This is a genomic window from Devosia sp. (assembly GCF_036676215.1).
Lineage (GTDB): Bacteria > Pseudomonadota > Alphaproteobacteria > Rhizobiales > Devosiaceae > Devosia.
This window is the reverse complement of sequence record NZ_JAKFDJ010000068.1, coordinates 42,256-55,162: the sequence shown is the minus strand read 5'-3', so window position 1 is coordinate 55,162 and position 12,907 is coordinate 42,256. Positions and strand designations below refer to the sequence as shown.

Here is a 12,907-nt window from a genome sequence, read left to right as displayed (position 1 = left end):
GAGGACAACCTATGAAGAAGTTTACGGTAGTTGCCGCCATGGCAACTGCTCTGCTCGGTTCGACTGCGGCCATGGCTGCCGAACTCGAAGTCACGCACTGGTGGACGTCGGCTGGTGAAGCCGCCGCTATCGCCGAATTCGCCAAGGTCTTCGAAGAGCAGACTGGCAATACCTGGGTCGATAGCGCGCTTGCCGGTTCGGGCACTGGCGCAAACCCGGTTATCATCAGCCGCATTATCGGCGGTGACCCGATGGGCGCAACCCAGATGAACACCGGCCGTGACGCCGAGGAGCTCATCCAGGCTGGCCTGATGCGCGACCTGACCGATGTCGTTGCCGACCTCAATATCGAAGGCTTCTACGTCGATCCGAGCCTGCTTGAGCCATGCAAGTTCGAAGGCGGCCTCTACTGCCTGCCGATCAACATCCACTCCTGGGACTGGCTCTGGCTCTCCACCGCCGCCTACGAGAAGATCGGTCAGCCGGTTCCGACCAACTGGGACGAATATGTCGCCTCTTGGCCGGCTCTCCAGGAAGCCGACATCCTGCCCTTCGGTCTTGCGACCGGTTGGCCGATCTCCGGCGTTCCCGGCGTGCTGATGTCCGGCCTGGGCGGCAGCGACCTGGTTCTCGCCATCAACCGCGACAAGGACGTCGAAGCCGTTCGTGGGCCCGAATTCCGCAAGGTTGCGGAAGCTATGGACTCACTGCGCCAGGTTATCTCCCCGGACATGATGGTGCCGTCCTTCGGTGACGTTGGTACCCAGCTGCTGGAAGGCACTGCGGCCGGCAACATCCACGGCGACTGGCTGCAGGGTGACCTGCAGGTGGCCGGCGGCGTCCCCGGTGAAAACTACGAATGTCTGCCCGCTCTCGGCCTGGGTGACCAGCTGACCGGCGGCGGCGACTCGTTCTACTTCCCGGTTCTGCCTGAAGGTACCGATCCTGCTGTGCTTGAAGCTCAGACCCAGCTTGCTCGTATCCTGATCTCGCCTGAAGCCCAGTTGAAGTTCAACATGGTCAAGGGCTCCATGCCGATCCGTACCGATATCGATCTGGCTGCTGCCAACCCCTGCATGCAGAAGGCCCTGGGCCTGCTGAAGAACGGGCTGCTGCCATCGGGTGACTTCGCGCTCTCCAGCGATACCCAGCAGCAGATGCAGGATCTCAACATCGAGTTCCTCGATGACGACAGCATCACTGTCGACGACTACATCGAGCGCTATGCCTCGATCATCGAGTCGGCTGAGTAAGCCTCTGGCTATTCCATCGGGAGCACGCTCCCGGGAATGAAAGCGGTGGCCGGCCTTGGACCCAAGGTCGGCCACCCTACTATTTGGAGATACATCGATGGCGGACACTGCCCTTCCCTTGGAGGCGGGCGCTACGGTCAACCGGCCGGGCCTGCTGAAAAGAACTTTTCTTCACAATCTGCCCGCCAAGATCGCCGCGTTGCCCATGATGGTCACCGTGCTGGTCGTCTTCGTCGGCTGCACGATGTGGACGATCTATTATTCGTTCACCAATTCGAAGCTCTTGCCGACCGGCAAGTTCATCGGCATCGAGCAATACGAGCGCCTGTTTGCGACGTCCCGCTGGAACGTGTCGGTCACCAACCTCATCGCCTACGGGGCGATGTCGCTGGTCTTCACGCTGGTCGTCGGCTTCATCCTCGCGGTGCTGGTCGACCAGAAGATCCGCTTCGAAAGCGCCTTCCGCACCATCATGCTCTACCCATTCGCCCTGTCCTTCATCGTGACGGGCCTGGTCTGGCAGTGGATCATGAACCCCACCCTCGGCCTGCAGACCACAATTCGCAATCTGGGCTGGGAGGGTTTCTCCTTCGATTGGATCGCCAATCCACGCATGGTGCTTTTTGCACTGCTCATCGCCGGCCTCTGGCATGGCACGGGCTTTTGCATGGTGCTGATGCTCGCCGGGCTTCGCGGCGTCGACGAGGAAATCTGGAAAGCCGCGCGCATCGACGGCATTCCCACCTGGCGCACCTATGTGTCCATCGTCATTCCCATGATGCGTGGCGTGCTCGTCACCGCCGTCGTCATCATCGGCTCGGGCATCGTCCGCCTCTATGATCTCGTGGTGGCGCTGACCAATGGCGGACCGGGCATCTCCTCGGAAGTGCCGGCCAAATACGTTTTTAACTACATGTTCTCGGGTGGAAATATCGGCCAGGGCCTGGCCGCTGCCACCATGATGCTGGTGACCGTTCTCATCATCATGATCCCGTGGGCCTATCTTGAATTCGGCGGAAAGGGGCGTCGCACATGAGCCAGACCTCAATCATGACTGGCGCGGTACCCGCCGCCACCGGCACTGTCGTTGAAGCGCGCGGCCCCCGGCCAAAGCCCTTCTTCACCCCGCGCAAGATCATCATCTATTCCATCCTGGTGATGTTCTCGCTCTATTACCTGTTCCCGCTCTACGTGATGTTCTCGACATCGCTGAAGTCCATGCCGGAAATCCGCTTCGGCAATATCTTCGCCCTGCCGACCGCTCCGAATTTTGATGCCTGGATACGTGCCTGGACCAGCGCCTGCACGGGCCTGACCTGTGAGGGTCTCTCGCCGGGCTTCTGGAACTCGGTGAAAATCACCATTCCGAGCACGATCGTTTCGATCTTCATTGCGGCAGTGAATGGCTATGCGCTGATCAACTGGCGCTTCAAGGGCTCCGAAATCTTCTTCGCGATCCTGATCTTCGGCTCGTTCATTCCCTACCAGGTGTTTCTCTACCCCATGGTGATGATCGCCCGTGAAATGAAGATCTTCGGCACGCTGCAGGCCGTCATCATCGTCCATACCGTCTTCGGCATGCCGATCCTGACCCTGCTGTTCCGCAACTACTTCGCTTCGCTGCCACAGGAACTGTTCAAGGCAGCGCGCGTCGATGGTGCAGGCTTCTGGCGCATCTTCTTCGAGATCATGCTGCCCATGTCGCTGCCGATCTTTGTGGTGGCGCTCATTCTGCAGGTCACAGGCATCTGGAACGACTTCCTGTTCGGCGTCGTCTTCGCCGGCACGCAGAACTACCCGATGACCGTCCAGCTCAACAACATAGTCAACTCGGCCCAGGGCACGCCCGAATACAACGTGAACATGGCCGCCACCGTTCTGACCGGCCTCGTGCCGCTGGCGGTTTATTTCGTGTCCGGCAAGTGGTTCGTCCGCGGTGTTGCTGCCGGTGCGGTGAAGGGATAACTCGAATGCAAAATAGCGTTTCCATCCGCGATCTTTCGTTGAACTTCGGCAGCGTGAAGGTCATCGAGCACCTCAACCTCGAAATCGCGCAGGGCGAGTTTATCGTCCTGCTCGGGCCCTCGGGTTGCGGCAAGTCGACCCTGCTGAACTGCGTCGCCGGCCTGCTGGACGTCTCGGACGGCCAGATCTTCATCGGCGGCAAGAACGTCACTTGGCTCGAGCCCAAGGACCGCGGCATCGGCATGGTGTTCCAGTCCTATGCGCTCTATCCGCAGATGACGGTCGAGCGGAACCTCAGCTTCGGCCTGCGCGTCGCCGGCATGCCCAGGGACGAGATCGAGCGTCGCGTCGCTCGTGCCGCCGAAATCCTGCAGATCCAGCCGCTGCTGGATCGCAAGCCGGCCAACCTGTCCGGTGGCCAGCGCCAGCGCGTGGCGATCGGCCGCGCTCTCGTTCGCGACGTGGACGTGTTCCTGTTCGACGAGCCGTTGTCCAACCTCGATGCCAAGCTCCGCTCGGACCTGCGCGTCGAAATCAAGCGGCTGCACCAGCGCCTCAAGAACACCATGATCTATGTCACCCATGACCAGATCGAAGCCTTGACGCTGGCCGACCGCATCGCCGTCATGAAGAATGGCGTGATTCAGCAGCTGAGCGATCCGCACACACTCTACAACCGGCCGGTCAATCTCTATGTCGCCGGCTTCATCGGGTCGCCCCAGATGAACATGTTCGAGGGCACGCTCAACGGCTCCACCTTCACCGCCGAAGATGGCACGGTGGTCCCGGTGGGGACTTATGAGTTCACGACTCCGGCGACGGCTTCGACCAAGGCGGTGCTGGGTGTCCGGCCGGAACACATCCTGCTGGGCGATGAGGCGGCAGGCATGCCGTTCACGACCGACGCTGAAATCGAGATCGTCGAGCCCATGGGTTCGGACACGCTGGCCTGGACCAAGATCGCCGGTCATTCTGTCACGTTCCGGTGCGACAGCGACGTTGTGATCGAACCCGGCCAAAAGGTTCGTCTCGGTTTCGATCCCGGTCGGGGTTCGATCTTCAGTGCCGAGAGCACAAACCGCCTCTAGGTCCGTCTGGCAGTATCGCGGTGGCGCCTTCGGGCGCCCCGCCCCCCGTCCTCCAGACTTTTGCCGGCCGATGTTACTTTTCACACGGTGCGCCTGTCCGGCATGCGCGACAGCACAATCGAACATCTCTAGCTCGTATCCCGCCAATCGCAGGCAGAAGAGCCCTTTCTAACGTTACAAGAGGCCGAAAATGGACTTCTCATATCAACTCTACAGCGCACGCAACGAGGCCTCGCTTGACGAGACTCTCAGGACCCTCAAGTCGCTGGGTTACGCTCAGGTCGAAGGCTGGGGCGGTCAGTTTGCCGATCCTGCCGCCCTGGCACAGAGCCTGAAGAGTGCCGGCCTGACCATGCCAACGGCCCATATGGGCTATGGCCAGCTCACCGATACCGACGCAGCGCTCAAGATTGCCGACACCGTCGGTATCCAGACGATCTACTGCCCGGCACCGCCCTCCGATGATTTCCGCAAGGGCTCCGGCAACTGGCAGGAATTCGCCGAAGGCCTGGGCAAGATCGCGGCCGCCTTCACGAAGGCGGGCAAGGGCTTCGGATATCACAATCACCACTGGGAGTTCAGCAAGGACGCCAACGGCAAGACGCCGATGGAACTGATCCTTGAGGCTTCGCCGGATACGCAGTGGGAGATGGACCTCGCCTGGGTGATCAAGGCGAACGAGGACCCGCTGGCCTGGCTGGACAAGCTGGGCAGCCGCATCACGGCCGTCCACGTCAAGGATATCGCTCCCCCCGGTGAGAAGGCCGACGAAGATGGCTGGGCCGATGTGGGCACTGGCACCCTGGACTGGAAACAGTACATCGCCGAAGTGAAGGCCAAGAGCCAGGCAAAGTACTTCGTGCTCGAGCATGACAAGCCGAGCGACGCTATCCGCTTCGCCCGCACGTCGATGGCAACCCTCAAGGGCTACGGAGTCTAAAATGGCCAAGACCTTTGGCGTCGGCATCATGGGTGCCGGCAATATCTCGAGTGCCTATCTCAAGCTCGCGCCCCTGTTCAAGGGGCTCGAGGTCCGTGCCGTCGCCGACATCATTCCGGAGGCCGCCAAGAAGCGCGCCGACGAGTTCGGCGTGGCCGCCCAGACTCCCAACGAGCTGCTCAAGAACAGCGAACTCGACGTCATCGTGAACCTCACGATCCCGGCCACCCATTATTCGGTGTCGATGGACATTGTCTCGGCCGGCAAGCATGCCTATTCGGAAAAGCCCTTCGTGCTGACCCTCGAAGAGGGCATGGCGCTCAAGAAGGCCGCCGATGACCGCAGCCTCAAGGTCGGCTCCGCCCCCGACACCTTCCTCGGTGGTGCCCACCAGCAGGCGCGCGAGATCATCGACAGCGGCAAGCTCGGCAAGATCATGAGCGGCACCACCCACGTCATGAGCCGCGGCATGGAGCACTGGCATCCCAATCCGGATTTCTTCTTCCAGGTCGGCGCCGGCCCCATCCTCGATATCGGACCGTATTACGTCACCGATCTCATTCATCTGCTCGGGCCGGTCAAGCGCGTGTCGGCCTTCACCAACATGGCTCGCACGGAGCGTGAAGTAACGGCCGAAGGCCCCTACAAGGGCACCAGGATCAAGGTGGGCACGCCCACCACGATCCATGGGGTGATGGAGTTCCATTCTGGCGCCATCGTCACCATCGGCGCCAGCTGGGACGTGGCGAGCCACGGTCACCACAATATCGAGCTCTACGGCACCGACGGTTCCATATACGTCCCCGATCCGAACTTCTTCGGCGGCGATCTCGTCACCACCAATATCGAGGGTACCAAGACTCCGGTCACCCCATGGGACCACCCCTTCGGCGTCATCAACCAGGATGCCGGTGGCACCAATCCTCGCGCCAATTACCGCACGGCCGGCCTCGCCGACATGATGGCCTCGATTGAGGGCGGTTACAAAGCGCGCTGCGGTCTCGATGTGGCTCTGCATGCCGTCGACGTCATGACCAGCCTGCTCAAGGCCGGCGAAAGCGGTCAGGTCTTGACCCTGTCGACCACCTGCGAACGGCCGCTGGCGCTGAACGCGGCTGATGCCCGGGCCTTGCTGAAGTAGTGAGGTGCGTACCTCATTGACAGGCATCATCTGCCAGTCAACAGTAAGATAAATAATACAGGCGGCGGCCAACCCCGCCGCCTGTTTTACAAAAAACGGCAAAGACCAAGGCGCCAAGCGCCGTTAGAGGAGAAACTTCATGCGCACCATCAAGGGGCCCGCAATTTTTCTGGCGCAATTCGCTGGTGACGCGGCGCCGTTCAATTCCTTCGACGCCATTTGTGGCTGGGCCGCCAATTATGGCTACAAGGGCGTGCAGATCCCGACCTGGGTGGGCAGCCTGATCGACTTGGAAAAGGCGGCGACCTCCAAGACCTATGCCGACGAACTGGCTGGCACCGCTGCCAAGCATGGCCTGGCCATCACCGAGCTCTCGACGCACCTGCAGGGCCAGCTCGTCGCCGCACACCCGGTCTACGACACCATGCTTGACGGTTTCGCCCCGGCCTCCGTCCATGGCAATCCGAAAGCTCGCCAGGAATGGGCCGTGCAGCAGCTCCACTGGGCAGCCAAGGCCTCAAGGAATCTTGGCCTCACCGAGCACGCGACCTTCTCGGGCGCGCTGGCCTGGCCGTTCCTCTATCCTTTCCCGCAGCGCCCAGCGGGCCTCGTCGAAGAGGCTTTCGACGAACTGGCCCGCCGCTGGACGCCGATCCTCAATGCCTTCGATGAGAACGGCGTCGACGTCTGCTACGAAATCCACCCGGGCGAAGACCTGCATGACGGTGTGACCTACGAGATGTTCCTCGAGCGCGTGAACAACCACCCGCGGGCCAATCTGCTCTACGATCCCAGCCACTTCGTGCTGCAGCAGCTCGACTATCTCGACTACATCGACATCTACCACGAGCGGATCAAGATGTTCCACGTCAAGGATGCCGAGTTCAACCCGACCGGCCGTCAGGGCGTCTATGGCGGCTACCAGAGCTGGATCAACCGGGCAGGGCGCTTCCGCTCGCTTGGCGACGGCCAGGTCGATTTCGCCTCCATCTTCTCCAAGATGGCGCAATACGATTTTGCCGGCTGGGCCGTGCTCGAATGGGAATGCGCCATCAAGCACCCCGAAGACGGGGCGCGCGAAGGCGCCGAGTTCATCAGGAATCACATCATCAACGTCACCGAGAAGGCCTTCGATGATTTCGCCTCCGCCGGTACCGACAAGGCTGCCAATCGGAAGATGCTGGGCCTGAGCTGATGCCTGGTTCAGCGATCGAAACCGTATCGCTGGACGCAATGACGCTTGTCGGCCTCCCGGTCTCGGGGGGCTGGCAGGACTTGTCGCGGGTTGTGCCCCAGGCATGGCATCGCCTCTTTGCCGAAGAGGCCGCCATCGCCGATGCGGCGCGCAGCGTCGGCGCCTATGTCGGGGTCAGCCTCGCCATGGAAGACGGCGTCTACTTTGAATTTGTCGGTCAGCTCGTTTCCGGCTGCAAGACCGCGCCCGCGGGGCTCAAGCTGCTGCACATTCCCGCCAACAATTACCGGCATCGTCGTCACAACGGGCCGCTCCAGGGCATCGCGGCCACCTTCCAGAGCATCTACGACGATGCCGAGGAACTCGGCATTCCGGCGGGCATATTCAAACTCGATTTCGGCTATCAGGCTGATGGCACAATCACACCACATGATCTCTATATCGGCATCGATCCCATCGCTGCCCCGGAGACATTTTAGAACAAGAGGGAAGAGAAATGGCTGAGAACGGCGCAAAGCGCATTCGCCTGGGCATGGTCGGCGGCGGCACGGGGGCCTTTATCGGCTACGTCCACCGCGTCGCCTCCCGCATCGACGGCGACTATGACCTGGTGGCCGGCGCGCTGTCGTCACGTCCCGAGGTCGCCAGGGAGTCCGGCCGCAATATCGGGCTGGCCGAGGACCGTATCTATACCTCCTACGAGGAAATGGCCCGCGCCGAGGCCGCTCGGCCCGATGGCATCCAGGCGGTGTCGATCGTCACGCCCAACCACATGCATTATGGCCCCGCCAAGGCGTTCCTCGAAGCCGGCATTCACGTCATCTGCGACAAGCCAATCACCAGCACGCTGGAAGATGCGCGCAAGCTTGCTGCCATCAAACCGGCCAATGGCGCCCGCTTTCTGCTGACCCACAACTACACCGGCTACCCGCTGATCCGGCAGGCCCGTGAGCTCGTCGCCTCCGGTGCGCTGGGCAAAATCCGCGTCGTCCAGGCCGAATATCCGCAGGATTGGCTGACCGAAGCCACCAGCGACGACAACAAGCAGGCCTCCTGGCGCACCGACCCCGCCCGCTCCGGCGCCGGCGGCGCCATCGGCGATATCGGCACCCACGCCTATAACCTCGCCCGCTTCGTTACCGGCTTGAAAACACAAGCGGTTTCAGCCGACCTGACCGCCTTTGTCGACGGTCGCCAGCTCGACGACAACGTCCACATCATGCTGCGCTTCGAAGGCGGCGCCAAGGGCATGCTCTGGGCCAGCCAGGTGGCTGTCGGCTGCGAAAACGGCCTGCAGCTCCGCGTCTATGGCGACAAGGGCGGTCTCGAATGGCGCCAGGACAATCCGAACTACATGTGGTTCACCGAATTCGGCAAACCCAAGCAATTGCTGACCCGCGGCGGCGCCATCTCCGGCAATGCCGCTTCCACCATGAATGTCCGCATCCCCTCCGGCCACCCCGAAGGGTATCTGGAAGCCTTTGCAACGCTTTACAGCCAGTTCGCGGCCATCATCCGTGGCGACGGCGCCGCCTATGAAGGCTTGCTGCCGACCCTGGCCGATGGTGTCGAAGGCATGCAATTCATCGTGGCCTCGGTGCAGTCGAGCAAGAACGACGGCAAGTGGACCAAGCTCAGCGACGTCTAGGCGGGGCAGGGGCGCCGCAACGGCGCCCCGCTCACTGGATCCGCTCGATCGCGTAGCCCGCCTTTTCCAGCAGGTCGAGCACGCTGCCTTCCCCGATCAGATGGCCCGCCCCGACGACGACAAGGTTCTCCTGATTGTCGGCCAGCATGCCTTCGAGCGGCGCGATCCAATTGCGGTTGCGCGCATAGATCAGCCGCTCGACAAACGCCTCCTCAAAGCCGCCCATTTCCATCAGGAACATCTTGCTGAGCCGCTCCGGCGTGCCGTCCGCCCAGCTTGAGAGCATCTTGTCCATCAGCTTGGGCAATTGGTCGAGCTGGTCGAGCGTCGAGGCCAGCATGGCAATCTGCTCGTCTTCCGGTGCGCTCGCCAGCACGTTGATCTGCTGGTCTCCCGTTTCGAGGAACGCGACCCGCTCGGCAGCGAGTTCGGGTTGCAGCGCGAATTCGACGCCCTGTTCGCTAAATCCCTCCGCCGCCAGCGCCGCCACGGTGATGACATTGGTCGCCATCCAGGGGCGCATCGCCAGCACAGGGCCGAGCGGCAGCTCGATGGCCGCGGCATGCGCGCGCAACCGGGCCTCCAGTTCGTCATCGATCACGTCGGTCAGCAGCGTTCCGTCGACATAGACGCCGCGGGCAAACGCTGCGGCCCCCACCTCGGCCATGGCCATCGGTCCAATATCGGTTTCGAAGACGATTTTGTCGGCATCTTTCAGAACGCTGTCGAATCGCTCCGTTCGCCATGTCATGCCATCGGGCAGCAGGTGGAACGAGCCGAACAGCCAGATAGCGCTGTCGCCGTCGCGTATCTCCCACATCGCGGGCGCGGCGGCCGCGGGCAGGGTGAGGCCCAGGGCGGCTATGGCGGGGAGCAGGCAGCGCACAGGCAGCTTCATTGGCGATTCCTTCTTTGCACTCACCCTGCAAGATAGGTCGCGCCAGGCAGGATACCTCCTCAGTACCCCAAAAATCAAAAGCGCCACAATCACTTGCGGCGCTTTGCGGAATCTTGTCGGAACCGGCCCTAATGGGTCCAGGGTGTCTTGCGGTCGGCCCGGAAATTGTCGGGATAGCTCTGCCGCTTCGGCGTGGCGTCATGGGCTGCTTGCACCGAATAGGCGATGCCGTTCTTCTGCGCATAGGCCTCCGCCGCTTCCAGCGATTCGAAGCTCAGCCGGACTTGCTGACGTGTATCGGTGGAGGTCGTATAGCCCATCAGTGGGTCGATATCGCGCGGTGCGGACAGCTCGTGCACCAGCACCCATTGCCTGGATTTGCCCTTGCCCGACTGCATGGCGTTGGGGGCAGGGCGGTAGATACGGGCGGTCATGCAAAGTCCTCAACACGATGCTCAACGCAAGAGGCGATGGTCGGAGTACAAAGATTCGAACTTTGGACCCCCGGTTCCCAAAACCGGTGCTCTACCAGGCTGAGCTACACTCCGAGATCGCCGCATTCCGTTAGCCTGTTCGGTTGCAAAGGGCAAGCCGCCGATGCGCGTATGGCACACTATTGACGCTCAGGCCCGGACATCCCAGAAACGAACCATGATCGATTTGACAAAACCCTGGCCCCTGGGCCTCGATAGCCGTCGCTGGCCCCTGTTCTGCTTTGCCATTGTCCTGGGCGTCGCGCTGCTGGCGCAAATCGACATATGGGCCTCGCGCAGCACCATTGCCTGGCCGGACCAGTGGCGCGCGCCCTTCTTCTTCATCACCGACTATGGCCTGTCCGATTGGGTGCTGATCCCCTCGCTCGCCATCTTCATCCTCGCCCTGCTTGCAGCCCTGGCGCTCAAGGATCTGCCCCGCCTCGCCGCGCGCGAGCTTGCCGCGCTCTCGGGATTTGTCTTCCTCGGGGTAGGGGTTCCGGGCCTTATGGCCAATCTGATCAAGCGCCTCGTTGGTCGCGGCCGACCCACCGAGTTCGAGGTGTCCGGCGCCTTTTCATTCCAGAACGTCTTCAATGACTGGAATTTTCAGAGCTTTCCGTCGGGGCATACCACGACGGCGATAGCGCTCGCCTTTGTCATCGGCTTTCTCTGGCCGCGCCTCTTTGCCGTATTTTTCGCCATCGGCGTCCTCGTGAGCTTTTCTCGCGTGCCCATCGGCATGCACTATCCAACCGATGTGTTCGGCGGTGTGCTCGTGGGCATGCTGGGAGCTTATCTGGTGCGCAATTTCTTCGCGCGCCGAAGCTGGCTGTTCGAGACTTTGCCGGACGGCAGAATGGTCGTCCGGCCATTTTCGGCCATCCCGGCTCTCTTTCAGCGCGCTCGCGAATAACGCTCGATGGCAGCCGCGAGGTCGGCCTTGAGGTCATCGACCCCTTCGAGCCCCACATGCAGGCGGAACAGATTGCCCTCCGCCGTCCACGGCACCGCCGTGCGATTCTTGCCCAGCTTCAACGGCAGGCACAGGCTCTCATAGCCGCCCCATGAATAGCCCATACTGAACAGGCTCAGCCCATCGACAAAGGCCGCCACCGATGCGCGTGGCGCCGGGGCCAGCAACACGCTGAACAGGCTCCCCGAGCCCTTGAAGTCCCGATGCCACAGAGCATGGTCGGGGTGGCTGGGTAGGGCGGGATGCAGCACCTGCACCACCTCGCTCTGCTGTTCCAGCCAGCTGGCGATGTCGAGCGCGCGCTGCTGATGCTCTTTCATGCGAATCGCTAAGGTGCGCAGGCCGCGCGCCACAAGGAATGCGTCGTCGCCCGAGGTGAAGAAACCCAGCAGGCGCCGCGCCTTCTCCACCTCCGGCCAGCTCTCTGCGTTGGCAGAAATTGTGCCGGCAAAGGCGTCGGAATGCCCGACAAACATCTTGGTCGCTGCATGCACCACCAGATCGGCCCCCAGCTTCAGCGGCTGGAGGTAGAGGGGGCTAGCCCAGCTATTATCAACGATCAGCCGCGCCCCGCCATCATGGGCGGCCTTGGCGAGAGCCGGAAGGTCCTGGATCTCGAAGGTCAGCGAGCCGGGGCTTTCAGCCAGGACCGCCTTGGTATTGGGCTGCATCAATCCAGCCAGACCCGCTCCAATCCTGGGATCATAATAGCGAGCCGTCACACCCATGCGCTGCAGGAATCCATCGGCAAAAGCCCGCGTTGGTTCATAAGCGCTGTCGGTGATGAGGACATCGTCGCCGGCCTTGAGGCAACTCATCAGGGCTATGGTGATCGCTGCCAGGCCCGAAGGAACCAGCCGTGTCCGATGCGCGCCCTCGAGTTCGTTTATGATCGTCTCGACGCCATCAGTGGTCGGATTTCCAGCGCGTCCGTAAAGGTAACGCTGCTGTTGCGCTTCCAGGTCGGCAAGGGTTTTGAATAGGACGGTCGATCCCCGATAGACCGGGGTGTTCACAAAACCGAACTGCTCGTCCGGCTCGCGGCCACCATGCGTGAGGACCGTCTCGACCGAGAGACCACCCGCGCTGCCGCTTTTATTGTCAATCATACTAAGCTCTATGCCCAAAATCCGGTCAACTGGGTACGTGTGTCTAAATAAGCGACAGGTTTGCTGTCTCATGCGGCCATGAGCCCTTGACGCAACGGTCAATAGACGCTTGCATGCTTAGCAGCATCACACCGTCATTCAAAGACGGCGGTGCCACCGGGGACGCTGGCGCGAGCCTGATGAGCTCCGGGACACAGGGTCAGGAAAACAAAAGGCAATAA

Annotated in this window: 13 protein-coding genes and 1 tRNA gene; 10 read left to right on the top strand and 4 right to left on the bottom strand. The window is 61.7% G+C overall.

The features are described 5' to 3' along the window. Positions 1–11: 11 nt before the first annotated feature. The 9 genes from V6M52_RS06800 to V6M52_RS06760 all read left to right on the top strand — a co-directional run bounded on the left by V6M52_RS06800 (position 12) and on the right by V6M52_RS06760 (position 9,230). Positions 12–1,253 carry an ABC transporter substrate-binding protein gene (locus tag V6M52_RS06800; protein WP_332686021.1) on the top strand — a complete coding sequence of 414 codons (1,242 nt, stop codon included), beginning with the start codon at positions 12–14 and terminating at the stop codon, positions 1,251–1,253. A gap of 97 nt (positions 1,254–1,350) precedes the next feature. Then, positions 1,351–2,289: a carbohydrate ABC transporter permease gene (locus V6M52_RS06795; RefSeq protein ID WP_442881826.1), complete on the top strand. Its 939-nt coding sequence runs from the start codon at positions 1,351–1,353 to the stop codon at positions 2,287–2,289. Next, complete coding sequence (locus V6M52_RS06790) at positions 2,286–3,218, top strand: carbohydrate ABC transporter permease (RefSeq protein ID WP_442881825.1); 933 nt, start codon at positions 2,286–2,288, stop codon at positions 3,216–3,218. Before V6M52_RS06795 ends, V6M52_RS06790 begins: the two co-directional genes overlap by 4 nt. A gap of 5 nt (positions 3,219–3,223) precedes the next feature. Next, entirely contained in the window at positions 3,224–4,306 is a 1,083-nt protein-coding gene (locus V6M52_RS06785; protein ID WP_332686023.1) for an ABC transporter ATP-binding protein, read from the top strand. Between the two features lie 190 nt (positions 4,307–4,496). Continuing rightward, entirely contained in the window at positions 4,497–5,246 is a 750-nt protein-coding gene (locus V6M52_RS06780; RefSeq protein WP_332700499.1) for a sugar phosphate isomerase/epimerase family protein, read from the top strand. A 1-nt stretch (position 5,247) separates the two neighbouring features. Then, on the top strand, positions 5,248–6,387 hold the full coding sequence (locus tag V6M52_RS06775; protein WP_332686027.1) for a Gfo/Idh/MocA family protein: 1,140 nt from the start codon (positions 5,248–5,250) through the stop codon (positions 6,385–6,387). A gap of 139 nt (positions 6,388–6,526) precedes the next feature. Next, entirely contained in the window at positions 6,527–7,582 is a 1,056-nt protein-coding gene (locus tag V6M52_RS06770; protein ID WP_332700498.1) for a sugar phosphate isomerase/epimerase family protein, read from the top strand. Continuing rightward, positions 7,582–8,061 carry a GyrI-like domain-containing protein gene (locus tag V6M52_RS06765; RefSeq protein WP_332700497.1) on the top strand — a complete coding sequence of 160 codons (480 nt, stop codon included), beginning with the start codon at positions 7,582–7,584 and terminating at the stop codon, positions 8,059–8,061. Before V6M52_RS06770 ends, V6M52_RS06765 begins: the two co-directional genes overlap by 1 nt. 17 nt (positions 8,062–8,078) lie before the next feature. Continuing rightward, positions 8,079–9,230: a Gfo/Idh/MocA family protein gene (locus V6M52_RS06760; RefSeq protein ID WP_332700496.1), complete on the top strand. Its 1,152-nt coding sequence runs from the start codon at positions 8,079–8,081 to the stop codon at positions 9,228–9,230. 31 nt (positions 9,231–9,261) lie between these two features. On the opposite strand, the gene V6M52_RS06755 is transcribed toward V6M52_RS06760, so the two are convergent. The 3 genes from V6M52_RS06755 to V6M52_RS06745 all read right to left on the bottom strand — a co-directional run bounded on the left by V6M52_RS06755 (position 9,262) and on the right by V6M52_RS06745 (position 10,676). After that, positions 9,262–10,128: a TraB/GumN family protein gene (locus V6M52_RS06755; protein ID WP_332700495.1), complete on the bottom strand. Its 867-nt coding sequence runs from the start codon at positions 10,126–10,128 to the stop codon at positions 9,262–9,264. Positions 10,129–10,256: 128 nt separating this feature from the next. Further along, positions 10,257–10,562 (bottom strand): ETC complex I subunit, encoded by a 306-nt coding sequence (locus V6M52_RS06750; RefSeq protein ID WP_332686037.1) that lies wholly within the window; start codon positions 10,560–10,562, stop codon positions 10,257–10,259. Positions 10,563–10,599: 37 nt separating this feature from the next. After that, positions 10,600–10,676: transfer RNA gene (locus tag V6M52_RS06745), tRNA-Pro, on the bottom strand. Between the two features lie 103 nt (positions 10,677–10,779). On the opposite strand from V6M52_RS06745, the gene V6M52_RS06740 reads away from it, so the two are divergent. Next, positions 10,780–11,517 carry a phosphatase PAP2 family protein gene (locus tag V6M52_RS06740; RefSeq protein WP_332700494.1) on the top strand — a complete coding sequence of 246 codons (738 nt, stop codon included), beginning with the start codon at positions 10,780–10,782 and terminating at the stop codon, positions 11,515–11,517. On the opposite strand, the gene metC is transcribed toward V6M52_RS06740, so the two are convergent. Beyond that, positions 11,499–12,686 (bottom strand): cystathionine beta-lyase, encoded by a 1,188-nt coding sequence (gene metC / locus V6M52_RS06735; RefSeq protein ID WP_332686041.1) that lies wholly within the window; start codon positions 12,684–12,686, stop codon positions 11,499–11,501. The genes V6M52_RS06740 and metC overlap by 19 nt on opposite strands. Positions 12,687–12,907 lie beyond the last annotated feature (221 nt).

Coding starts and splice junctions, on each gene's coding strand:
- V6M52_RS06800 (WP_332686021.1), top strand. CDS start 12: ATGAAGAAGTTTACGGTAGTTGCCGCCATGGCAACTGCTCTGCTCGGT.
- V6M52_RS06790 (WP_442881825.1), top strand. CDS start 2,286: ATGAGCCAGACCTCAATCATGACTGGCGCGGTACCCGCCGCCACCGGC.
- V6M52_RS06775 (WP_332686027.1), top strand. CDS start 5,248: ATGGCCAAGACCTTTGGCGTCGGCATCATGGGTGCCGGCAATATCTCG.
- V6M52_RS06765 (WP_332700497.1), top strand. CDS start 7,582: ATGCCTGGTTCAGCGATCGAAACCGTATCGCTGGACGCAATGACGCTT.
- V6M52_RS06785 (WP_332686023.1), top strand. CDS start 3,224: ATGCAAAATAGCGTTTCCATCCGCGATCTTTCGTTGAACTTCGGCAGC.
- V6M52_RS06755 (WP_332700495.1), bottom strand. CDS start 10,128: ATGAAGCTGCCTGTGCGCTGCCTGCTCCCCGCCATAGCCGCCCTGGGC.
- V6M52_RS06750 (WP_332686037.1), bottom strand. CDS start 10,562: ATGACCGCCCGTATCTACCGCCCTGCCCCCAACGCCATGCAGTCGGGC.
- metC (WP_332686041.1), bottom strand. CDS start 12,686: ATGATTGACAATAAAAGCGGCAGCGCGGGTGGTCTCTCGGTCGAGACG.
- V6M52_RS06795 (WP_442881826.1), top strand. CDS start 1,351: ATGGCGGACACTGCCCTTCCCTTGGAGGCGGGCGCTACGGTCAACCGG.
- V6M52_RS06760 (WP_332700496.1), top strand. CDS start 8,079: ATGGCTGAGAACGGCGCAAAGCGCATTCGCCTGGGCATGGTCGGCGGC.
- V6M52_RS06740 (WP_332700494.1), top strand. CDS start 10,780: ATGATCGATTTGACAAAACCCTGGCCCCTGGGCCTCGATAGCCGTCGC.
- V6M52_RS06780 (WP_332700499.1), top strand. CDS start 4,497: ATGGACTTCTCATATCAACTCTACAGCGCACGCAACGAGGCCTCGCTT.
- V6M52_RS06770 (WP_332700498.1), top strand. CDS start 6,527: ATGCGCACCATCAAGGGGCCCGCAATTTTTCTGGCGCAATTCGCTGGT.